This is a genomic window from Streptomyces sp. NPDC001606 (assembly GCF_053596835.1).
In genome coordinates this window covers 221,243-243,766 of the sequence record NZ_JBSFHC010000009.1, presented here as the reverse complement: position 1 = coordinate 243,766, position 22,524 = coordinate 221,243, and the positions used below count along the sequence as shown (strand labels likewise).

Genomic DNA, 22,524 nt, shown 5'->3' with positions numbered 1-22,524 from the left:
GGCCGGCCCCGGGTCGGTGCGCCGCTCAGCCCACGGTCACATGGTCGATGAGGCGCTCGACACACCCCAGCAGCTCCGGTTCCAGGTCCTTGTAGGAACCCACCCGCTTCAGGATCGCCTGCCACACCGCCCCGGTGTTCTCCGCCGGCCAGCCCAGCGCCCGGCACACCCCCGTCTTCCAGTCCTGGCCGTGCGGGACCTTCGGCCAGCCCGGGATGCCCAGGGACGACGGCTTCACCGCCTCCCAGATGTCGATGTACGGGTGGCCGACGACCAGCGCGTGCTCGCTCGTCACCGACTCGGCGATGCGCCACTCCTTGGTGCCCGGCACCAGATGGTCCACCAGGACCCCCAGGCGTGCGTCCGGGCCGGGGGCGAAGTCGGCGACGATCGACGGCAGGTCGTCCACACCCTCCAGGTACTCCACGACCACGCCCTCGATGCGCAGGTCGTCGCCCCAGACCTTCTCGACCAGCTCGGCGTCGTGCCGGCCCTCGACGTAGATGCGCCCGGCGCGGGCCACACGCGCGCGTGCGCCGGGTACGGCGACCGAGCCGGAGGCGGTACGGGTGGGCCGTACCGGGGTCGCGGCGGACGGCCGTACGAGGGTCACCACCCGGCCCTCCAGCAGGAAGCCGCGCGGCTCCAGCGGGAACACCCGGTGCTTGCCGAAGCGGTCCTCCAGGGTGACCGTGCCCGCCTCGCAGCGGATCACCGCCCCGCAGAACCCGGTGCCGGGCTCCTCCACCACCAGACCGGGCTCGGCCGTCACCTCCGGCGCGGGCTGCTGCTTCTTCCACGGAGGGGTCAGGTCGGCGGAGTACAGACGGCGTCGTGGGCCCGAAGGGCCCTCGTTGGAGGGGTGGTGGCGGGAGACGGGCGGGCGCATTCGAGTGACGATAGGAGAAGCCGCGTGGTGATGCTCACGACACGCCGAAGCGGGCCGCCAGGGCGTCCCGTTGGCGACGGACGAAGGCTGCGTCCACCACCGCTCCGTGACCGGGGACGTACAGCGCGTCCTCGCCGCCCAGGGCCAGCAGCCGGTCCAGCGCGTCCGGCCAGCGGGACGGCACCGCGTCCGGTCCCGCCTGGGGCTCGCCGGACTCCTCGACCAGGTCACCGCAGAAGACCACCTCCGGCGCCCCGGGGACCAGCACCACGAGGTCGTGCGCGGTGTGGCCTGGGCCCACGTTGGCCAGCAGCGCCTGGTGCCCGCCGCCCAGGTCGAGGGTCCACTCGCCGGAGACCAGATGGCGCGGTGGGGTCAGGGCGTCCGCCGCCTCGGCCGCGTCGGCGGCCGGCAGGCCGTTGCCGACCGCGTCCGCGCGCAGCTCCCCGCGCCCGTGCGTCAGGGCCGCGTCCATGCCCACCGCCGCGTACACCTCGGCCCCGGCGAACGCGGGAGCGCCGAAGACGTGGTCGAAGTGGGGATGGGTGAGCGCGAGATGGGTCACACGGTGGCCGGCCAGTTCCCGCGCCTGCCCGTGCAGCCGGGCGCCCTCGGCCAGGCTCGAACCGGCGTCCACCATCAGCGCCGTGTCCGCCCCGAGGACCAGGCCCGCCGTGCAGTCCCAGCCCGGCAGCCGGCACCGCCCGACCCGGTCGGTCAGCCGCTGCCATCCCTGCTCTTCCCAAGCCACCGTCATACCGCGACGCTAGCTCCACAAGCGGTCACGACGGCACCGACCTTGCCCAGGCCGTACCCGACAGCCGTACACTGGGCCGGGGAAGGCTGGCACTCGCATGGGAAGAGTGCCAGGCCGACGACGAGGGCCCGAGGGGACGACGTGCTGGAGGTGCGCGCGCAATGCTGAGTGAACGCAGGCTTCAGGTACTGCGCGCGATCGTCCAGGACTACGTCGGAACCGAGGAGCCGGTCGGGTCCAAGGCCCTGACCGAGCGGCACAACCTCGGGGTGTCCCCGGCGACCGTCCGCAACGACATGGCGGCCCTGGAGGACGAGGGGTTCATCGCCCAGCCGCACACCAGTGCGGGGCGGATCCCCACGGACAAGGGCTACCGGCTGTTCGTCGACAAGCTGGCGGGCGTCAAGCCGATGACCGCGCCCGAGCGGCGGGCGATCCAGAACTTCCTGGAGGGCGCCGTCGACCTCGACGACGTGGTGGCCCGGACCGTGCGGCTGCTCGCGCAGCTCACACGGCAGGTCGCCGTCGTGCAGTACCCGTCGCTGACCCGGTCCACCGTCCGGCACGTGGAGCTGCTCTCGCTCGCTCCCGCGCGTGTGATGCTCGTGCTGATCACGGACACCGGACGGGTCGAGCAGCGGATGGTCGACTGCCCGGCGCCGTTCGGGGAGGCCTCGCTCGCGGATCTGCGGGCCCGGCTGAACAGCAAGGTCGCCGGCCGCCGGTTCGCGGACGTGCCGAAGCTGGTCGAGGATCTGCCGGAGGCCTTCGAGGCCGAGGACCGCGGTACTGTCTCCGCGGTGCTCTCCACCCTGCTGGAGACCCTCGTCGAGCAGAACGAGGAGCGGCTGATGATCGGCGGTACCGCCAATCTCACCCGCTTCGGACATGACTTCCCCCTCACGATCCGGCCCGTCCTGGAGGCACTGGAGGAGCAGGTCGTGCTCCTCAAGCTCCTCGGCGAGGCGAAGGATCCGGGCGTCACCGTGCGTATCGGGCACGAGAACGCCCATGAAGGACTCAACTCCACGTCCGTGGTGTCGGTCGGCTACGGTTCGGGCGGCGAGGCGGTTGCCAAGCTCGGCGTGGTCGGACCGACACGCATGGACTACCCGGGAACGATGGGAGCGGTACGCGCAGTGGCACGGTACGTCGGACAGATCCTGGCGGAGTCGTAAGTGGCCACGGACTACTACGCCGTTCTCGGCGTGCGCCGCGACGCGTCGCAGGATGAGATCAAGAAGGCGTGCCGTCGGCTCGCGCGCGAGCTGCACCCGGACGTCAACCCCGATCCGAAGACCCAGGAGCGGTTCAAGGAGATCAACGCCGCTTACGAGGTGCTGTCGGACCCGCAGAAGAAGCAGGTCTACGACCTCGGCGGCGACCCGCTCTCGCAGTCGGGCGGGGCCGGCGCGGGCGGCTTCGGCGCCGGCGGCTTCGGCAACTTCTCCGACATCATGGACGCGTTCTTCGGTACGGCCTCGCAGCGCGGGCCGCGTTCGCGCACCCGGCGCGGCCAGGACGCCATGATCCGGATCGAGGTCGAGCTGGACGAGGCGGCCTTCGGGACCACCAAGGACATCCAGGTCGACACCGCGGTCGTCTGCAACACGTGCAGCGGCGATGGCGCGGCGCCGGGCACCACCGCCCAGACATGTGACATGTGCCGGGGCCGTGGTGAGGTCTCGCAGGTCACCCGGTCCTTCCTGGGCCAGGTCATGACCTCCCGGCCCTGCCCCCAGTGCCAGGGCTTCGGCACCGTCGTGCCGACCCCGTGCCCGGAGTGCGCCGGTGACGGCCGGGTCCGCTCCCGGCGCACGCTCACCGTCAAGATCCCCGCGGGTGTCGACAACGGCACCCGGATCCAGCTCGCCGGTGAGGGCGAGGTCGGGCCGGGCGGCGGTCCGGCCGGCGACCTGTACGTGGAGATCCACGAGCTGCCGCACCCGATGTTCCAGCGGCGCGGCGACGACCTGCACTGCACGGTCACCCTCCCCATGACGGCGGCGGCGCTCGGCACCAAGGTGCCGCTGGAGACGCTGGACGGCATGGAGGAGGTCGACATCCGGCCGGGCACCCAGTCCGGGCAGTCGATTCCGCTGCACAACCGCGGTGTCACGCATCTGCGCGGCGGCGGCCGGGGCGACCTGGTCGTGCACGTCGAGGTGCAGACCCCGACCAAGCTGGACCCCGAGCAGGAGCGGCTGCTGCGCGAGCTGGCCGCGCTGCGCGGCGAGGAGCGCCCGCAGGGCCAGTTCCAGCCGGGCCAGCAGGGGCTGTTCTCGCGGCTGAAGGACGCGTTCAACGGGCGCTGATCCGGTGCCGGGGGCGGGGGTGAAGTGGCCCGCGAAAGTGGGCCTTCAGCCCCCTATGCCCCCGGCCTATGCCGCCGGATGCCCCGATTCGGAACTGTTCGAAGGACGTGACAACATGCGGTCATGTCCTCCGCGCTGACCGATCTCCTGCCCCACCCGATCGTGCAGGCCCCCATGGCGGGCGGTGTCTCCCTCCCGCGGCTCGCCGCCGCCGTTTCCGAGGCCGGCGGGCTCGGGTTCCTCGCCGCGGGCTACAAGACCGCCGACGGGATGTACCAGGAGATCAAGCAGCTGCGCGGACTCACCGGCCGCCCCTTCGGTGTGAACGTGTTCATGCCGCAGCCGGAGTACGCGGAGTCCGGCGCGGTGGAGGTCTACGCGCACCAGCTCGCCGGCGAGGCCGCCTGGTACGAGACGGAGCTGGGCGACCCCGACAGCGGACGGGACGACGGCTACGACGCCAAGCTCGCCGTCCTCCTCGACAACCCGGTGCCGGTCGTCTCCTTCCACTTCGGCGTGCCCGGCGAGGAGACACTCGAGCGGCTGCGCCGGGCCGGCACCGTCACCCTGGTCACCGCCACCACCGTGGAGGAGGCCCGCGCGGTCGAACGGGCCGGGGCGGACGCGGTGATCGCGCAGGGCGTGGAGGCCGGCGGTCATCAGGGCACGCACCGGGATCTGACGGAGAACGACGCCTCAGGCATCGGAGTGCTGTCGCTCGTCACCCAGATCCGCGAGGCCGTGCGCCTCCCGGTCGTCGCCGCCGGCGGCATCATGCGCGGCAGCCAGATCGCCGCCGTCCTCGCGGCCGGGGCCTGTGCGGCGCAGCTCGGCACCGCCTTCCTCGCCACCCCCGAGTCCGGTGCGCACCCCCTGCACAAGCAGGCACTCACCAACCCCCTGTTCGCGCGCACCGAGTTGACCCGCGCCTTCTCCGGCCGGCCGGCCCGTGGACTGGTCAACCGGTTCCTGCGCGAGCACGGCCCGTACGCCCCCGCCGCCTACCCGGAGATCCACCACCTCACCGTCCCGCTGCGCAAGGCCGCTGCCCAGGCCGGGGACGCGCAGGGCATGGCGCTGTGGGCGGGGCAGGGACACCGGCTGGCCCGGGAACTGCCGGCCGGGCGGCTGGTGGAGGTGCTGGCCGAGGAACTCGACGCCGCCCGGACAGCGTTGTCGGACGTCACGGACCATGGAGGTGACCTGCGATGACCGCCCCGGTTTTCGTGGTCGAGCATGTCGATGAGCACAGCCACCGCTGTGTCCTGGACGGGCCGGAGGGGCGGCACGCGGTCTCCGTCAAGCGGCTTCAGCCCGGTGAGGAGGTCGTCCTCACCGACGGCGCCGGACGGTACGGCGTCGGCGAGGTGATCGGCAGCGAGGGCAAGGACCGGCTGATCGTCCAGCTGGCGGACGTCCGTGAGGAGCCGGCGCCCAGCCCGCGCATCACCGTCGTCCAGGCCCTGCCCAAGGGCGACCGCGGCGAACTCGCCGTGGAGACGATGACCGAGGTCGGCGTCGACGCGATCGTGCCCTGGCAGGCGGCCCGCTGCATCACCCAGTGGCGGGGCGACCGCGGGCTCAAGGCGCTCGGCAAGTGGCGGGCCACCGCCCGCGAGGCCGGCAAGCAGTCCCGCCGGGTCCGCTTCCCCGAGGTCGCGGACGCGGCGACCACCAAGCAGGTCGCGGCACTGCTCGCCGGGGCCGACTTCGCCGCCGTGCTGCACTCCGACTTCGAGCACACCAGCGAGCCGCTGGCGACCGCCGAACTCCCCGCGCAGGGCGAGATCGTGCTGGTCGTCGGGCCGGAAGGGGGCGTCTCCAAGGACGAGTTGGCGCTCTTCGAGGAGGCCGGCGCCAGGACCTGTGTGCTCGGGCCCTCGGTGCTGCGCACCTCCACCGCCGGCACCGCCGCCGCGGCCCTGCTCCTCGGCCGCACCGGCCGCTGGTCCTGACCCACCGGGGGACACCATGGAACTCGCCCAGGTACGCCTGCTCGTCACCGACTTCGCCGCCTGCTACCGCTTCTACGCCGAGGTCCTCGGCCTCAAGCCGCAGTCCGGCGCGGCCGAGGGGCCGTACGAGAAGTTCAGCCCGCACACCGGGTCCGCCGGGATCGCCTTGCAGGACCGCGCGATGATGGCCGAGGTCCTGGCCGAGCTGGGCGCCATCGCCACCGGTCACCGCTCCCTGGTGGTGCTGCGCGTGGACGACCTCGACGCCTACTGCGCCGAGATCACCGCCCGCGGCGCCGCCCTGCTGCACGGCCCGGCCGCCATGACCGACCGCATGCGGGTGGCCCACCTCAAGGACCCGGAGGGCAACCTGGTGGAACTCCAGGAGTGGCTGCTGCTGCGCGGCTGACCGAGGCACCCTGACCGGGCACTGCCCCCGGCCCGAACGGGTGAGTGGCCGTATGTGCCCTTCCGGCGCGGGCGCGGTGGTGGGACGCTGCCTGTATGGGGGCGTTGAGACGGATTCTGCCGGTGTCGCTCGTGGTCGTGGCGGGCGGTGCCCTGGTGGGCTGCCAGCCCGGCGGGCTCGCTTCCGCGACGGCCGCCTACACCACCGGCACCACGGCGACGGCCAGGCTCAAGCAGCAGCACGTGGACGTCAGTTGGCTCACCTGCACCGGACGGTACGGCGGTCGGGGCGCCGGGGCGGCGACGCCCTCGCCGAGCGAGACCGACGTCGTCTCCGTCGACTGCCGGGGCCAGACCAAAGACGGCCGGAAGATCACCGTCACCGGGCGGGTGACCAAGGCGGTCGACGGGGCCTGTGTGCGTGGGGACCTGACCGGGAAGGTCGGCGGACGGCAGGTGTTCCACGTCAGCGGGCTCGGCGACTGCGACGCCACGCCCGGGCCGACGTACCGGCCGCCCACCTATGCGCCCGGCGGCCGGCCCACCGTGACGGTCACCGTCACCCGGACCCTGTGGTGCAAGGGCGACCCCACCTGCTGGCCCGTGCAGGGCAAATGAGACGGCGTGAAGTGATCCGAACCGGGAGCGGGGGACACCGGCCACTGCGTACAGTGACACGGTGACTCAGGGTGCTTCGACGGGGACCGCGGCGGTGCCGGGCTATCTCCGATTTCCCCATCTCCGCGGCGACTTGGTGACCTTCGTCGCCGAGGACGACGTCTGGCTCGCCCCGCTCGACGGCGGCCGGGCCTGGCGGGTCAGCGCCGACAACGTCCCGGTGACCCGGCCCCGGATATCACCGGACGGCGCCTTCCTCGCCTGGACCTCCACCCGGGACGGCGCCCCCGAGATCCATGTCGCCCCCGTCGACGGCGGCCCCGCCCGACGGCTGACCTACTGGGGCAACCGCCGTACCGAGGTGTGCGGCTGGACCGCCGACGGGCGGGTCCTCGCGCTCGGCGCGCACGGCCGGCCCAGCTCCCGGCACACCTGGGCGCACGCCGTCCCGCTGGACGGCGGACCGGCCGAGACACTCCCGTACGGCCCGGTCGGCGATGTGGCCACCGGCCCCGCCACCGTGCTGCTGTCCGTGCCGATGGGCCGCGAGGCCGCCCACTGGAAGCGCTACCGGGGCGGCACCGCGGGCAAGTTGTGGATCGACCGCGAGGGCGACGGCGAGTTCGTCCGGCTCCACGCCGACCTCGACGGGAACATCGAGTGCCCCGTCTGGGCCGGGGACCGCATCGCCTTCCTCTCCGACCACGAGGGCACCGGCGCGCTGTACTCCTCCCTCGCCGACGGCTCCGACCTGCGCCGCCACACCCCGGTCGAGGGTTTCTACGCCCGGCACGCGGCCGGTGACGGCACCCGGGTCGTCTACGCCTCGGGTGGTGAACTCCTGCTGCTGGACGACCTGGAGGGCGCCGAGCCGCGCCCCCTCGGCATCCGGCTCGGCGGACCCCGCCTGGACCTGCGCCCGTACCCGGTGAACGCGGCCCGCTGGTTCGGCGCCGCCTGCCCCGACCACACCGCGCGCGGCAGCGCCGTGTCCGTGCGCGGCGGAGTCCACTGGGTCACCCACCGCTCCGGGCCCGCCCGCGCCCTCGCCGCCACCCCGGGGGTCCGCGCCCGGCTGCCGCGCACCTTCCGCACCGAGGGCGAGGAGTGGGCGGTGTGGGTGACGGACGCCGAGGGCGAGGACGCCCTGGAGTTCGCGCCGGCCACCGGACTCGCCCCCGGTGCCACCCCGCGCCGGCTCGCCGCCGGCCGGCTCGGCCGGGTGCTGGAGCTGGCCATGGCCCCCGACGGCAGCCGGGCCGCCGTGGCCGCCCACGACGGACGGCTGCTGCTCGTCGAGCGGGAGACCGGCGAGGTCCGCGAGGTCGACCGCAGCGACGACGGCGAGGTCTCCGGGCTGGCCTTCTCCCCGGACTCCGCCTGGCTCGCCTGGTCGCACCCCGGCCCGCGCCCGCTCTGCCAGCTCCGCATCGCCCACACCACCGACCTCTCGGTCACCGAGGCGACCCCGCTGCGCTTCCAGGACTACGCGCCCGCCTTCACCCTCGACGGCAAACACCTCGCCTTCCTCTCCAACCGCGCCTTCGACCCGGTCTACGACGAACACGTCTTCGATCTCGCGTTCGTGGTCGGCGCCCGCCCGCACCTGATCACCCTGGCCGCCACCACCCCCTCCCCGTTCGGCCCGCAGCGCCACGGCCGCCCCTTCGAGGCCGCCGACAAGGACGAGACCCCGGACAGCGAGGGCACCCCCGCCACCCGGATCGACCTGGAGGGCCTCGGCGACCGGATCGTGCCCTTCCCGGTGGAGGCCGGCCGCTACTCCACGCTGCGCGCCGCCAAGGACGGCGTCCTCTGGCTGCGCCACCCCGTGCACGGCGTCCTCGGCGCCTCCCGCGCCCACCCCGACGACCCCGCCCCGCACACCGAGCTGGAACGCTACGACCTCGCCCAGCGCCGCCTGGAGCACCTCGCCTCCGACGCCGACCACTTCGAGGTGAGCGGCGACGGCAAGCGGGTCCTGCTGTGGACCGACGGCCGGCTCCGGGTCGTCCCCAGCGACCGCCGCACCGGCACCGACGACGACGGCGACAGCAGCATCACCGTCGACCTCGCCCGGGTCCGCCAGACGGTCGACCCGGCCGTGGAGTGGCGGCAGATGTACGAGGAGACCGGCCGCCTCATGCGGGACCACTTCTGGCGCCCCGACCTCGGCGGTGTCGACTGGTCCGGCGTCCTCGACCGCTACCGACCGCTCCTCGGCCGCCTCGCCACCCACAGCGACCTGGTCGACCTGCTGTGGGAGGTGCACGGCGAACTCGGCACCTCGCACGCCTATGTCATCCCGCGCGGCGGCGCCGGCGGCGGCGCCCGGCAGGGCCTGCTCGGCGCCGACATCTCCCGGCACCCCGACGGCAGCTGGCGCATCGACCGGATCCTGCCGGCGGAGACCTCCGACCCCGACGCCCGCTCCCCGCTGGCCGCGCCCGGCGCCGCGGTCCGCCCCGGTGACGCCGTCATCGCCGTCGCCGGACACCTTGTCGACCCGGTCCTCGGCCCCGGCCCCCTGCTGGTCGGCACGGCCGGCCACCCCGTCGAGCTGACGATCTCCCCGGCGGGCGGCGGCGAACCCCGGCACACCGTCGTCGTCCCCGTCGCCGACGAGGAACCCCTGCGCTACCACGCCTGGGTCGCCGACCGCCGCGCCCATGTCCACGCGGCCTCCGCCGGCCGCCTCGGCTACCTGCACATCCCCGACATGCAGGCCCCCGGCTGGGCCCAGATCCACCGCGACCTGCGCGTCGAGGTGGCCCGTGAGGGGCTGGTGGTCGACGTCCGGGAGAACCGCGGCGGCCACACCTCCCAGCTCGTGGTCGAGAAGCTGGCCCGCCGGATCGTCGGCTGGGACATCCCGCGCGGCATGCGTCCCACCAGCTATCCCGCCGACGCCCCCCGGGGCCCGGTCGTCGCCGTGGCCAACGAGTTCTCCGGCTCCGACGGCGACATCGTCAACGCGGCGATCAAGGCCCTCGGCATCGGCCCGGTCGTCGGCACCCGCACCTGGGGCGGCATCATCGGCATCGACAGCCGCTACCACCTGGTCGACGGCACCCTGGTCACCCAGCCGAAGTACGCGATGTGGCTGGAGGGGGCCGGCTGGGACGTCGAGAACCACGGCGTGGACCCGGACGTGGAGGTCGTACAGCGGCCCCAGGACTGGGTATCCGGCACGGATGCGCAGTTGGACGCGGCGGTCGCGCTCGCGCTGGAGGCACTGGAGGAGCGGCCCGCGAAAACTCCGCCGGGCCTGCCCGACTGAGCGGCGCGGCCGGCCGTGTGCGGCCCGCCGCCGAACGACTACGATGCCCACGGACTTGATCAACAGGAGGCGCGCATGCCAGGCGAACCCCAGGACGACTGCCTGTTCTGCAAGATCGTCGCAGGCACCATCCCCGCGACGGTCGTCCGCGAGACCGAGACGACCATCGCCTTCCGCGACATAAACCCCCAGGCGCCCACCCACGTCCTGGTGATCCCCAAGGCCCACTACGCGAACGCCGCCGAACTCGGAGCGCACGCCCCGCAGCTCGCCGCGGACGTCCTCGCCGAGACCCAGGCCGTCGCCGACGAGGAAAAGCTGGACAGCTACCGCACCGTCTTCAACACCGGCAGCGGCGCCGGCCAGACCGTCTGGCACGCCCACGCGCACGTCCTCGGTGGCCGCGGCCTCGAATGGCCTCCCGGGTGAGCCGGCGTGTCCGTACGTGAACTGGTGGTCCTCGGCACCGCCAGCCAGGTCCCGACCCGGCACCGCAACCACAACGGCTATCTGCTGCGCTGGGACGGCGAGGGCATCCTCTTCGACCCCGGCGAGGGAACCCAGCGGCAGATGCTGCGCGCCGGGGTGGCCGCGCACGACCTGAACCGGATCTGCGTCACGCACTTCCACGGGGACCACTCCCTCGGCCTCGCCGGGGTGATCCAGCGGATCAACCTCGACCAGGTGCCGCACGAGGTCACCGCGCACTACCCGCGGTCCGGGCAGCGCTTCTTCGACCGGCTCCGGTACGCGACGGCGTACCGGGAGACGGTCTCGCTGACCGAGGCGCCGGTCGCGGCCGACGGCGTCCTCGCGGACACGCCGTCGTACACCCTGGAGGCCCGGCGGCTGTCCCATCCGGTGGAGTCCTTCGGCTACCGGCTGACCGAGCCCGACGGCCGCCGGATGCTGCCGGACCGGCTCGCCGCGCACGGGATCACGGGTCCGGACGTGGGGGTGCTCCAGCGGGCGGGCCGGCTCGGGGACGTCACCCTGGAGCAGGTCAGCGAGGTGCGGCGCGGGCAGCGGTTCGCGTTCGTCATGGACACCCGGCTGTGCGACGGGGTGTATGCGCTGGCCGAGGGGTGCGACCTGCTCGTCATCGAGTCCACCTTCCTGGACGAGGACGAGGAACTCGCCGTGGAGCACGGTCATCTGACGGCGGGGCAGGCGGCGCGGGTGGCGCGGGACGGCGGGGTGCGGCACCTGGTGCTGACCCACTTCAGCCAGCGGTACTCCGAACCGGAGGAGTTCGAGCGGCAGGCCCGGGCGGCCGGCTTCGAGGGGGAGCTGACGGTGGCGTACGACCTTCAGCGGGTCCCGGTCCCGAAACGACGGTGATCCAGCCGTACGATGCTTTGATGCCCCTCCCCAAAGCAGAACTGCACCTCCATATCGAAGGCACCCTGGAGCCCGAGCTGGCGTTCGAGCTGGCAGCGCGCAACGGTGTCGCGCTGCCCTACGCGGACACGGACGAGCTGCGCAAGGCCTACCGGTTCGAGGATCTCCAGTCCTTCCTCGACCTCTACTACGAGCTGATGGCCGTCCTGCGCACCGAGCAGGACTTCGCGGACCTGGCCGACGCCTATCTCGCGCGGGCCGCCGCGCAGGGCGTGCGGCACGCGGAGATCTTCTTCGACCCGCAGGCCCACCTCGCCCGGGGCGTGTCCATGGGGACGGTCGTGGAGGGGCTGTGGCGGGCGCTCGGCCGCAGCGAGGAGAAACACGGGATCTCCACCCGGCTCATCCTGTGCTTCCTGCGCGACGAGTCCGCCGAGTCGGCCCTGGCCACCCTGGAGGCGGCCCGGCCGTACCTGGACCGGATCACCGGGGTCGGCCTGGACTCCGCGGAGGTCGGGCATCCGCCGGTGAAGTTCCGGGAGGTGTACGAGGCCGCCGCCGCGCTCGGGCTGCGCCGGGTCGCGCACGCCGGTGAGGAGGGGCCGCCGGAGTACATCACCGAGGCGCTGGACGTGCTCGGCGTCGAGCGGGTGGACCACGGCCTGCGCTGCATGGAGGACCCCGCGCTGGTCGAGCGGCTGGTCCGGGAGCGGATCCCGCTGACCCTGTGCCCGCTGTCCAACGTCCGGCTGCGCACCGTCGACACCCTCGCCGACCACCCGCTCCCGGCCATGCTCGACGCCGGGCTGCTGTGCACGGTCAACTCCGACGACCCGGCGTACTTCGGCGGCTACGCGGGCGACAACTTCGCGGCCGTGCACCGGACTCTGGGCCTCTCCCAGGACCGGCTGCGCGAACTGGCCCGCAACTCCTTCCTCGCCTCCTTCCTGGAGGACGACGAAGACCGCCGAACCCGCTACCTCGCCGAGGTGGCGGCGTACGAGTTCGGGGACGCCGTCTCGTAGGCCGTGCGCGTGGGTGCGGTCGGGGTTTCCAGCGGGACGTGCAGCACCGGCAGGGGGTGTCGGCCTGTATGGAGGGCGATTGCTGTCATCGGTGCCGCGGTGAGCAGCAGGCCGGTGCCGAGGAGCAGGCCCATGGCCGGGAAGCCGGCGCCGGCTGCCAGCAGGCTTCCGGCGAGGGGGCCCGCCGCCGTGCCCAGTGAGGACGCCGAGCCGACCAGGACCGCCCAGCGGCCGCGCGGGTCGAGGGCGGCGGCGAGGCCGATGAGGTACGACAGCACGACCGGGTAGAGCAGGTTCCAGGAGATCTCGCCCGCCGCGAAGGCCGGCAGGTCCCGCGCCGATGCGCTGAGCGCGACACAGCCCGCGATGAGCGCCGTACCCGCGCCGATGGGCACCGCCCGGCCCAGCCGGGGGCCGAGCGCGCCCGCGCCCACCGTGCCGACCAGGCCCGCGCCGAGCGCCACCGCGAACACCACGCCGACGGTGACCTCGGTCAGGTGGGCCTGGCCGGTGCCGATCCGGCCGCTGACCCCCCACAGCGCGTTCTGCGCGAGCGACCAGCACGGCATGACGGCGGCGAGCAGCGCTCCGGCGCGCGGGTGGGGTGCCCGCCCGCGGGTGGCCGTGGCGCGGGCCGGTGCGGTACGGGCGGACAGCCGGCCGGTGAGCGGCCAGACGGCGAGCGCGGTCAGCGCGAGGGCGGCCGGCGGGAGCCCATGGCCCGGGCCGAGCCGGGGCAGCGTCAGATAGAGGGCGCCGGCGAGCGCGGAGACGCCGAGCAGGCCGAGCGTGGTGACCCGGTGCGGATCGCGGTGGGCGGCGATGCCGGTGGTGGCGACCGCCGTGACCGTTCCGGAGCCGAAGCCGCCGACGACCGCGCCGGCGACGACGGCCGGGACGAGCGTGGTCAGGGCGGCGCCGCCGTAGCCGAGGACGGCGAGGGCCAGTCCGGCGCGGGCCAGGGTGCGCGGGCCGAACCGGTCCACCCGGGACGCCAGCAGAAAGCCCGCCGTCGCCGAACTCAGCAGCAGCGCACTGCCGATGGCGCCCGCCTCGGTGGCGGTGAGGGGGAGCCCGTCGGTGAGTCTGCCGACGACGGTCGGCAGCAGATAGGGGGCGAGGTACCCGGCCGTGAAGAGGGCGACGAGGGGCCAGGGCAGGGGGCGGCGGGCGGACACGGGCGTTCCCAGGGCAGGCGGAGCGGAGCGCTCGGGGGAGAGGAGGGAGGGGCGCGGCGGCCGTCTGTGGAACGGCAAGCGCGAGCAAGTTGTACCAAGCCGGCGGATCGGGAAAGAAGACGGGGGGATGTGATCCGGGTCACGTTCCGTTTGTGGAGGGATGCTCTGGGTATACGGGCGTGCTCCCGGCGCCTTTTCAGGTGCGCGCCATTGACGATCTCTCGTTCGCCTCCATAGCCTGAGTTCTCATACATGGACGGCGTTTGCCCGAGGAGTCGCCCCGTGAGCCGTGACCTGACCATCGCCGAGGTGCGACTGACCCCGATCCTGGTCGCCGACCCGCCGCTGCTGAACACCCAGGGCGTGCACCAGCCGTACACACCCCGGCTGATCGTGGAGGTCGTCACCGTCGACGGGGTGACCGGGCTCGGCGAGACCTACGGGGACACCAAGTACCTGGAGCTGGCCCGGCCGCTCGCCGAGCGCCTCACCGGCCGGTCGGTCATGGATGTGAACAGTCTCTTCGAGTTCGATCTCGGGGTCGACGTCTCGCGGGTCGACGGCGACGTCGACGCCGGCGGGCTGCGCGGCGTGCAGAGCGCCGACAAGCTGCGGCTGTCCGTGCTGTCCGCCTTCGAGGTCGCCTGCCTCGATGCCCAGGGCCGGGCGCTCGGACTGCCCGTGCACGCCCTGCTCGGCGGCAAGGTGCGCGACGCCGTCGACTACAGCGCCTACCTGTTCTACAAGTGGGCCGCGCACCCGGAGGGCGTCCGCGCCGAGACCGACGACTGGGGCGCCGCCCTCGATCCGGCCGGGGTCGTGGCCCAGGCCCGGCGGTTCAAGGAGCGGCACGGGTTCGGGTCGTTCAAGCTCAAGGGCGGCGTCTTCCCGCCCGAGGAGGAGATCGCCGCCGTACGCGCCCTCGCCGAGGCCTTCCCCGGCCACCCGCTGCGCCTGGACCCCAACGGCGCCTGGTCGGTCGCCACCTCGCTGAAGGTGGCCCAGGAACTCGGCGACGTCCTCGAGTACCTGGAGGACCCGACGCTCGGCACGCCCGCCATGGCCGAGGTGTCCGCCGCGACCACCATCCCGCTCGCCACCAACATGTGCGTGACCACCTTCGGCGAGATCAAGGAGGCGTTCACCCGCGACGCCGTCCAGGTCGTCCTCTCCGACCACCACTACTGGGGCGGACTGCGCAACACCCAGCGGCTGGCCGCGATCTGCGCCGCCTTCGGGGTCGGGGTGTCCATGCACTCCAACACCCATCTCGGCATCAGCCTCGCCGCCATGACCCAGGTCGCCTCGACCGTGCCGAACCTCCACCACGCCTGCGACTCGCACTACCCCTGGCAGTCGGAGGACGTCCTCACCGAGCGGCTGACCTTCACCGACGGCCGGATTATGGTCTCCGACGCACCGGGACTCGGCGTCGAACTCGACCGCGACGAACTGGCCCGGCTGCACCGCCGCTGGGCCGAGGACGACGGCTCGCTGCGCGACCGCGACGACGCGGCGGCGATGCGGGCGGCCGAACCCGGCTGGCGGACACCGGACATGCCCCGCTGGTAGCCGGCCACGGCTCACCGGTAGCGCACATCCCGGTACGTGATCTGGTGCACACTGGCCAGATCCGCACCACGTCAGGGAGCGCACCGTGACCCCGTCGCACACTCTTGCCGGAGAGGAACCGGAACACCTCACACAGGCGGCACGCTGTCAGGCCCAGGTCGACCCGCTCGCCGCGCTGCGCACACCCGGCGACCCGCCCTGGGACGTCTACCTCATGGGCACGGTCTTCCTCGACATCATCTTCACCGGCCTGGACTCGGCGCCCGTGCGCGGCACCGAGTCCTGGGCCCGGGGCATGGGTTCCAGCCCCGGCGGGGTCGCCAACATGGCCACCGCGCTGGCCCGGCTCGGCCTGCGCACCGCGCTCGCCGCCGCCTTCGGCGACGACCACTACGGCGAGTACTGCTGGGACGCGCTGGAGCAGGGCGAGGGCATCGACCTGTCCGCGTCCCGGACCGTGCCCGGCTGGCACTCGCCGGTCACCGTCTCCATGGCGTACGAGGGCGAGCGCACCATGGTGTCCCACGGGCACGAGCCGCCGCCCGAGGCCGCGCTCATCGAGGACGGGGCGACCGGCTGCCCGCCCCGCGCGCGTGCCGCCGTCGCCTCGCTCACCCCCGGCCACCGGGCGCCCTGGATCGCGGCGGCCGCCCGGGAGGGCACCCGGATCTTCGCGGACGTCGGCTGGGACGAGACCGGGGCCTGGGATCTGGCCGCCCTGCCCGACCTGCGGCACTGCGAGGCGTTCCTGCCCAACGCGGCCGAGGCGATGCGGTACACCCGCACCGACTGCCCCCGGCAGGCCGCGCACGCCCTCACCGAGCATGTGCCGGTGGCCGTGGTGACCCTCGGCGCGGAAGGGGCGTACGCGGTGGACCGGCGGACCGGGGAGGCCGCGGAGGTACCGGCCATCGCGGTGGAGGCGCTGGACCCGACCGGGGCGGGGGACGTGTTCGTCGCCGGGTTCGTGACCGGCTCGCTGGCGGGGTGGCCGCTGGCGGACCGGCTGGCCTTCGCGGGCCTCACGGCGGCGCTGTCGGTGCAGGAGTTCGGGGGGTCGCTGTCGGCGCCCGGGTGGTCGGAGATCGGGGCGTGGTGGCGGCGGGTGCAGTCCCTGCCCGGGCAGGACCGGGGGGCGCTGCGCAGGTACGAGTTCCTGGAGGGGCTGGTGCCGGAGCAGCTGGACCGGGCGTGGCCGCTGCGCCGGGCCGTGCCGACCATCGGGTTCCGGCGGTCCGGCTGACGTGGCCGCGGCCGCGCGCCCGGTCGAAAAGCCCTACGGCGTTGTCAGTCCACCGTCGTACCCTGGAAGCGCGAGGCCGCCCACAGCCAGGCGGCCGTGACGAGGAGGAAGCGCAGGCCTTCAGCGCCGGCCCATGACACAGACACCCACAGCTCACACCCCCGCGCAGGAGCAGGCGAGAGCGCAGTTCACCGTCCCCGCGCAGCACCCCATGGTGACCGTGCTGGGTTCCGGCGACTCCCTCCTGCGTGTCATCGAGAGGGCCTTCCCGGCGGCCGACATCCATGTCCGGGGCAACGAGATCAGCGCGGTCGGCGACCCCGTCGACGTCGCCCTGATCTCACGCGTGTTCGACGAGATGATGCTGGTGCTCCGCACCGGGCAGCCGATGACGGAGGACGCAGTGGAACGCTCGATCGCCATGCTCAAGGCGAGCGACAACGGCACGAGTGACGGCCCGGAGACCCCGGCACAGGTACTGACGCAGAACATCCTGTCCTCGCGCGGGCGCACCATCCGTCCGAAGACCCTCAACCAGAAGCGCTACGTCGACGCCATAGACAAGCACACCATCGTCTTCGGCATCGGCCCCGCCGGCACCGGCAAGACCTACCTGGCCATGGCCAAGGCCGTGCAGGCCCTCCAGTCCAAGCAGGTCAACCGGATCATCCTGACCCGCCCGGCGGTCGAGGCCGGCGAGCGCCTGGGCTTCCTGCCCGGCACGCTCTACGAGAAGATCGACCCCTATCTGCGCCCGCTGTACGACGCGCTGCACGACATGCTCGACCCCGACTCGATCCCGCGGCTGATGGCGGCGGGGACCATCGAGGTCGCGCCGCTGGCGTACATGCGCGGCCGCACGCTGAACGACGCCTTCATCATCCTGGACGAGGCCCAGAACACGAGCCCCGAGCAGATGAAGATGTTCCTCACCCGGCTCGGCTTCGACTCCAAGATCGTGATCACCGGTGACGTGACCCAGGTCGACCTGCCCAACGGGCAGAAGTCGGGTCTGCGGCAGGTGCAGGAGATCCTCGAGGGCGTCGAGGACGTCCACTTCTCCCGGCTGTCGTCCCACGATGTCGTACGGCACAAGCTGGTGGGCCGTATTGTCGACGCGTACGAGAAGTACGACAGCAAGCACGGCACCGAGAACGGCGCGCCCAAGGGCGGCCACGGCAGGACCGGGGCCAAGGGCACCAAGGGGAAGTAGACCAGCACGACCATGTCGATCGACGTCAACAACGAATCCGGCACCGAGGTCGACGAGCAGGCGATCCTCGACATCGCCCGCTACGCACTCGCGCGGATGCGCATCCACCCGCTCTCCGAGCTCTCGGTGATCGTCGTGGACGCCGACGCCATGGAGCAGCTGCACATCCAGTGGATGGACCTGCCGGGTCCGACCGATGTCATGTCGTTCCCGATGGACGAGCTGCGGCCGCCGTCGAAGGACGACGACGAGCCGCCGCAGGGCCTGCTCGGCGACATCGTGCTCTGCCCGGAGGTCGCCGCCCGGCAGGGGGCGGAGGCCCCGACCCAGCACTCCATGGACGAGGAGCTCCAGCTGCTCACCGTCCACGGGGTGCTGCACCTGCTGGGCTACGACCACGAGGAGCCGGACGAGAAGGCGGAGATGTTCGGGCTCCAGGCCGCCATCGTGGATGGCTGGCGCGCCGAGCACGGGCTGACCGGGCCGTCCCCGGCGCCGACCGTCTCGTAGCGGGACGAGCCCCGAATGTCCCCGCAGATCGTCCTCGGCGCGATCGCGCTCGTCGTCGTGGCCTGGCTCGCCGCCTGCGCGGAGGCGGGCCTGGCCCGGGTCTCCAGCTTCCGGGCCGAGGAGGCGGTCAAGTCCGGGCGGCGCGGCGGCGCCAAGCTGGCCCAGGTCGCCGCCGACCCCACCCGCTATCTGAACGTGGCCCTGCTGGTCCGGGTCGCCTGCGAGATGGCCGCCGCGGCCCTGGTGACCTACGCCTGCCTGGAGCAGTTCCCGGTCACCTGGCAGGCGCTGCTCGTCGCCATCGGGGTGATGGTGCTGGTGTCGTACGTCGCCGTGGGGGTCTCCCCGCGCACCATCGGCCGGCAGCACCCCCTCAACACCGCGACCGCGGCGGCGTACGTCCTGCTGCCGCTCGCCCGGGTCATGGGCCCCATCCCGTCCCTGCTCATCCTCATCGGCAACGCGCTCACCCCCGGCAAGGGCTTCCGGCGCGGCCCCTTCGCCTCCGAGGCGGAGCTGCGCGCGCTGGTCGACCTCGCAGAGAAGGAGTCGCTGATCGAGGACGAGGAGCGCCGGATGGTGCACTCCGTCTTCGAGCTGGGCGACACGCTCGTGCGCGAGGTGATGGTGCCGCGCACCGACCTGGTCGTCATCGAGCGGTACAAGACCATCCGGCAGGCCCTCACCCTCGCCCTGCGCTCCGGGTTCTCCCGGATACCGGTCACCGGGGAGAGCGAGGACGACATCGTCGGGATCGTGTATCTGAAGGACCTGGTCCGCAGGACGCACATCAACCGCGAGGCGGAGAGCGACCTGGTGTCCACCGCCATGCGGCCCGCCGTCTTCGTGCCGGACACCAAGAACGCCGGTGACCTGCTGCGCGAGATGCAGAAGGACCGCAACCACGTCGCCGTCGTCATCGACGAGTACGGCGGCACCGCCGGGATCGTCACCATCGAGGACATCCTGGAGGAGATCGTCGGCGAGATCACCGACGAGTACGACCGCGAGCTGCCGCCGGTCGAGGACCTCGGCGACGACCGCTACCGGGTCACCGCCCGCCTCGACATCACCGACCTGGGCGAGCTGTACGGTCTGGAGGAGTACGACGACGAGGACGTGGAGACCGTCGGCGGGCTGCTCGCCAAGGCCCTCGGCCGGGTGCCCATCGCGGGCGCGTCCGCCCAGGTCGAACTGCCCGACGAGCGGCGGCTGACGCTCACCGCGGAGGCGGCGGCCGGACGCCGGAACAAGATCGTCACCGTGCTGGTCGAGCCCGCCGCGAAGGACCCGGAGGAGAAGCCCGAGTGACCCCCCAGGAACTGCGCGCCTTCTGCCTGTCCTTCAACGCGGCGGTGGAGGACTTCCCGTTCAACCCGGAGACCTCGGTCTTCAAGGTGCTGGGCAAGATGTTCGCCCTGTCCGAGCTGGGCGCGCGGCCCCTGACGGTCAACCTCAAGTGCGACCCGGAGGACGCGGTCCGGCTGCGCGCCGAGCACGAGGGGCTGATCGTCCCCGGCTGGCACATGAACAAGCGGCACTGGAACACCGTGACCGTCGACGGCTCCCTGCCCGCGCGGCTGGTCAGGGAGCTGATCGAGGACTCGTACGACCTGGTCGTCGCGGGGCTGCCGAGGGCCGAGCGGCTGCGGCTGGACCGGCCCTGAAAACCGGTGGGAAGCCGCGCCGACCTGCTGTCAGACTCCTGACGCATGGACATCCGCTATCCGCGCCCGCTGCGCCCCGGTGACCGTGTCGGCGTGACCTCCCCCTCCAGCGGGGTGGCCGAGGACCTGAGGCGGCGGCTCGACCTCGCGCTCCGGGAGGTCGAGGCGCGCGGCTACGAGGTGGTCGTCGGCCGGTGCATGGACGGCTCCTCCCACATCAGCGCCCCGGCCGCCGAGCGGGCCGCCGAACTGACCGGGATGCTGACCGACCCGACGATCCGCGCCGTGGTGCCGCCGTGGGGCGGCGAGACCGCGATCGACCTGCTGCCGCTGCTCGACTTCGAACGGATCGGCCGGGCCGAGCCGACCTGGGTCGTCGGCTACTCCGACATGGCCACCCTCATCACCCCGCTGACCCTGCTGACGGGGGTCGCGACCGTGCACGGCACCAACCTCATGGACACCCCCTACCGGGCGCCCGAGGGGCTGCTGCACTGGCTGGACCTGGTGGCCGCGCCGCAGGGCCGGCCGTTCACCCAGACGCCGCCCGGCCGGTACCGGTCCGGGGCTACGACGACTGGCACAGCCACCCGGAGGTACGGGAGCTGACCCTGGACGCCGAGGGCGGCTGGACCCGGCTCGACGCGGACGGGGACGTGGAGGTGGCGGGACGGCTGATCGGCGGCTGCGTCGAGACGCTCGTCAACCTGGCCGGCACCAGCTACCTGGACACGTCCGCCTTCGCCGGGGACGAGCCGCTGCTGATCTATGTCGAGGCCGCCTCGGACGACGCGTTCACCATCTGCCGCGCCCTGCACGGCATGCGGCTCGCCGGGTTCTTCGACCGGGCCGCCGCCGTCCTGGTGGGCCGCACCCACGCCCCCGACGGCGCCACCCTCACCCAGCACGAGGCGGTTCTCGACGCGCTCGGCCCGCTCGGGGTGCCGATCGTCGCCGATGTCGAGTGCGGGCATGTCGCGCCGTACCTTCCCCTGGTCAACGGCGCGCGCGGCCGTGTGGTGCACACGGCCGCGCGGAGCGGGATCGTTCAGACCCTGGACTGACCCCGGCGCAGGCCCAGGCCGACCAGGACCGCGGCGGCCAGCACCACGGCCGCGTCCAGGGCGAGGACCGTGTGGACGCCGGTCATCAGGTCGTCCGCGGTGGTGGCCAGCACACCCAGCAGCGGGATGCCGACCGTGATGCCGACCTGCTGGGTCGAGGTCACCAGACCGGTGGCCAGGCCCTGCTCCTCGTCCGGGACGCCCGAGGTCACCGTCAGGCCGTACGAGACGATCGCACCCAGGTGGAACATGCTCGCCAGGGACACCGCGGCCACGGCCAGCCACACCGACCAGGTGTGCGCGTTCAACAGCACCAGGGTCGCCACCAGCGCGCCCTGCCCGGTCAACGAGCCGACCAGGGTGCGCCGGGCGCCGAACCGGCCGACGACCTTCGCGGCGAGGGTGCCGGCGACGGCCGACAGGACGCCCTGGACGCCGAAGACCAGACCGGTCTCGAACGCCGACAGGTGCAGGATCTCCTGGAGGTACAGGGTCAGCACGAAGATGACCGTCGACATCATCGAGAAGGTGACCAGACCGCCCACGTTGCCCCAGGCCACCGTGCGGCGGCGCAGCATGGGCAGCGAGACGAGCGGGGCGGCGGCGCGGGACTCGACCACCGCGAACGCGGTCAGCAGGAGCAGGCCGGCGACCAGGGTGGTGAGGACGTCGGCGCGGCCGAAGCCGTGGTCGGCGGCGGTGGACAGGGCGTAGATCAGCGACAGCAGGCCGCCGGTGACGGTGACCGCACCGGGCACGTCTAGGCGCGGGCGCTCCGGGGTGCGCGACTCGGGCAGCAGACCCGGCGCCAGCGGCAGCACGATCACCGCGAACAGCGTGAGCAGCGCCATGGTGGAGCGCCAGCCGAGCGCGTCGGTCAGCACCCCGCCCGCGATCATGCCGACGGTGAAGCCCAGCGACAGCAGTGTGCCGGAGATGCCGAGGGCGCGGTCCCGGGCCGGGCCTTCCGGGAAGGTGGTGGTCAGCAGGGACATGCCGGTCGGCACGATCGCCGCGGCGCCCAGTCCCTGGAGTGCGCGGCCGGCCAGGAAGGACGCCGGGTCCCAGGCCAGGGTCGCCAGCAGCGAGGCCGCGCCGAACAGGGCCAGACCGGCCAGGAACAGCTTGCGGCGGCCGTACAGGTCGCCGATGCGGCCGAAGAGCAGCAGGAAGCCGCCCGAGGGGAGGGCGAACGCGGTGACCGCCCACTGGAGGGCGGAGCGGCTCATGCCCAGGTCGCTGCCGAGTTCCGGCAGGGCCACGTTCAGGACGGAGAAGTCCAGCGCGACCATGAACTGGGCCGCGCACAGGACGAAGAGGACGAGCTTGTCGCGCGTCGACAGCCGGGGTGCCCTGGGGGTGTCGAGCGGTTCGTGGAGGGGGTTCGGTGAGGTCGTGGTGTCGATCGCCATGGCACGAGCCTGCGGCCGCGGGAACAACCGTGGGGAGTCGCAACTTATGGTGGTGGTGGCACCACCAGACGACATGG

The 22,524-nt window shown here is 73.0% G+C and carries 20 protein-coding genes and 1 pseudogene; 17 read left to right on the top strand and 4 right to left on the bottom strand.

Annotated elements, in window-relative coordinates; genetic code table 11:
• Positions 1 to 25: 25 nt before the first annotated feature.
• Both ACWCV9_RS19065 and ACWCV9_RS19060 read right to left on the bottom strand, forming a co-directional pair.
• Positions 26 to 889: a DUF3097 domain-containing protein gene (locus ACWCV9_RS19065; RefSeq protein WP_450788028.1), complete on the bottom strand. Its 864-nt coding sequence runs from the start codon at positions 887 to 889 to the stop codon at positions 26 to 28.
• A gap of 34 nt (positions 890 to 923) precedes the next feature.
• Complete coding sequence (locus tag ACWCV9_RS19060) at positions 924 to 1,646, bottom strand: MBL fold metallo-hydrolase (protein ID WP_450788026.1); 723 nt, start codon at positions 1,644 to 1,646, stop codon at positions 924 to 926.
• A 161-nt stretch (positions 1,647 to 1,807) separates the two neighbouring features.
• Between ACWCV9_RS19060 and hrcA the strand changes: the two genes are divergently transcribed.
• The 10 genes from hrcA (at position 1,808) to ACWCV9_RS19010 (ending at position 12,588) form a co-directional block, all read left to right on the top strand.
• Positions 1,808 to 2,824, top strand: a complete 1,017-nt coding sequence (hrcA, locus tag ACWCV9_RS19055; protein WP_450788025.1) for a heat-inducible transcriptional repressor HrcA — start codon at positions 1,808 to 1,810, stop codon at positions 2,822 to 2,824.
• On the top strand, positions 2,825 to 3,961 hold the full coding sequence (dnaJ, locus tag ACWCV9_RS19050) for a molecular chaperone DnaJ (protein WP_450788023.1): 1,137 nt from the start codon (positions 2,825 to 2,827) through the stop codon (positions 3,959 to 3,961). It begins immediately after the preceding gene.
• Positions 3,962 to 4,084: 123 nt separating this feature from the next.
• Positions 4,085 to 5,173: a nitronate monooxygenase gene (locus ACWCV9_RS19045; protein WP_385844630.1), complete on the top strand. Its 1,089-nt coding sequence runs from the start codon at positions 4,085 to 4,087 to the stop codon at positions 5,171 to 5,173.
• The gene (locus ACWCV9_RS19040; protein WP_450788022.1) at positions 5,170 to 5,916 is read left to right on the top strand and encodes a 16S rRNA (uracil(1498)-N(3))-methyltransferase; all 747 of its coding nucleotides are present in this window, start codon (positions 5,170 to 5,172) and stop codon (positions 5,914 to 5,916) included. Before ACWCV9_RS19045 ends, ACWCV9_RS19040 begins: the two co-directional genes overlap by 4 nt.
• A gap of 16 nt (positions 5,917 to 5,932) precedes the next feature.
• Positions 5,933 to 6,325 (top strand): VOC family protein, encoded by a 393-nt coding sequence (locus ACWCV9_RS19035; protein ID WP_450788021.1) that lies wholly within the window; start codon positions 5,933 to 5,935, stop codon positions 6,323 to 6,325.
• A gap of 95 nt (positions 6,326 to 6,420) precedes the next feature.
• Positions 6,421 to 6,942, top strand: coding sequence for a hypothetical protein (locus ACWCV9_RS19030; protein ID WP_450788019.1), 522 nt, complete (start codon positions 6,421 to 6,423; stop codon positions 6,940 to 6,942).
• Between the two features lie 61 nt (positions 6,943 to 7,003).
• Positions 7,004 to 10,222, top strand: a complete 3,219-nt coding sequence (locus ACWCV9_RS19025) for a S41 family peptidase (protein ID WP_450788018.1) — start codon at positions 7,004 to 7,006, stop codon at positions 10,220 to 10,222.
• Positions 10,223 to 10,297: 75 nt separating this feature from the next.
• Positions 10,298 to 10,651 (top strand): histidine triad nucleotide-binding protein, encoded by a 354-nt coding sequence (locus ACWCV9_RS19020; RefSeq protein WP_450788016.1) that lies wholly within the window; start codon positions 10,298 to 10,300, stop codon positions 10,649 to 10,651.
• A gap of 6 nt (positions 10,652 to 10,657) precedes the next feature.
• Positions 10,658 to 11,563, top strand: a complete 906-nt coding sequence (locus ACWCV9_RS19015) for a ribonuclease Z (protein ID WP_385844638.1) — start codon at positions 10,658 to 10,660, stop codon at positions 11,561 to 11,563.
• 20 nt (positions 11,564 to 11,583) lie between these two features.
• Positions 11,584 to 12,588, top strand: a complete 1,005-nt coding sequence (locus ACWCV9_RS19010; protein WP_450788014.1) for an adenosine deaminase — start codon at positions 11,584 to 11,586, stop codon at positions 12,586 to 12,588.
• Here the strand turns inward: ACWCV9_RS19010 and ACWCV9_RS19005 are convergent.
• A complete protein-coding gene (locus ACWCV9_RS19005) occupies positions 12,540 to 13,766 on the bottom strand; it encodes an MFS transporter (protein ID WP_450788012.1) in 1,227 nt (408 codons plus the stop codon). The genes ACWCV9_RS19010 and ACWCV9_RS19005 overlap by 49 nt on opposite strands.
• A gap of 252 nt (positions 13,767 to 14,018) precedes the next feature.
• Here ACWCV9_RS19005 and ACWCV9_RS19000 point away from each other — a divergent pair, with 252 nt between their 5' ends.
• The 7 genes and pseudogenes from ACWCV9_RS19000 (at position 14,019) to ACWCV9_RS18970 (ending at position 21,035) form a co-directional block, all read left to right on the top strand.
• Positions 14,019 to 15,338, top strand: coding sequence for a glucarate dehydratase family protein (locus ACWCV9_RS19000; protein ID WP_450788010.1), 1,320 nt, complete (start codon positions 14,019 to 14,021; stop codon positions 15,336 to 15,338).
• An 85-nt stretch (positions 15,339 to 15,423) separates the two neighbouring features.
• Positions 15,424 to 16,581 (top strand): carbohydrate kinase family protein, encoded by a 1,158-nt coding sequence (locus tag ACWCV9_RS18995; RefSeq protein WP_450788009.1) that lies wholly within the window; start codon positions 15,424 to 15,426, stop codon positions 16,579 to 16,581.
• A 133-nt stretch (positions 16,582 to 16,714) separates the two neighbouring features.
• Positions 16,715 to 17,794 carry a PhoH family protein gene (locus ACWCV9_RS18990; RefSeq protein ID WP_450788007.1) on the top strand — a complete coding sequence of 360 codons (1,080 nt, stop codon included), beginning with the start codon at positions 16,715 to 16,717 and terminating at the stop codon, positions 17,792 to 17,794.
• 12 nt (positions 17,795 to 17,806) lie between these two features.
• Positions 17,807 to 18,304, top strand: a complete 498-nt coding sequence (gene ybeY / locus ACWCV9_RS18985) for an rRNA maturation RNase YbeY (protein ID WP_385844645.1) — start codon at positions 17,807 to 17,809, stop codon at positions 18,302 to 18,304.
• Positions 18,305 to 18,319: 15 nt separating this feature from the next.
• Positions 18,320 to 19,615, top strand: coding sequence for a hemolysin family protein (locus ACWCV9_RS18980; protein ID WP_385844647.1), 1,296 nt, complete (start codon positions 18,320 to 18,322; stop codon positions 19,613 to 19,615).
• A complete protein-coding gene (locus ACWCV9_RS18975; protein ID WP_450788005.1) occupies positions 19,612 to 19,971 on the top strand; it encodes an MmcQ/YjbR family DNA-binding protein in 360 nt (119 codons plus the stop codon). The genes ACWCV9_RS18980 and ACWCV9_RS18975 overlap by 4 nt, the downstream gene beginning before the upstream one ends.
• Before the next feature lie 45 nt (positions 19,972 to 20,016).
• Positions 20,017 to 21,035, top strand: a pseudogene (locus tag ACWCV9_RS18970) (S66 family peptidase).
• On the opposite strand, the gene ACWCV9_RS18965 reads toward ACWCV9_RS18970, so the two are convergent.
• Positions 21,020 to 22,447, bottom strand: coding sequence for an MFS transporter (locus tag ACWCV9_RS18965; protein ID WP_450788004.1), 1,428 nt, complete (start codon positions 22,445 to 22,447; stop codon positions 21,020 to 21,022). The pseudogene ACWCV9_RS18970 and the gene ACWCV9_RS18965 overlap by 16 nt on opposite strands.
• Between the last annotated feature and the right edge of the window lie 77 nt (positions 22,448 to 22,524).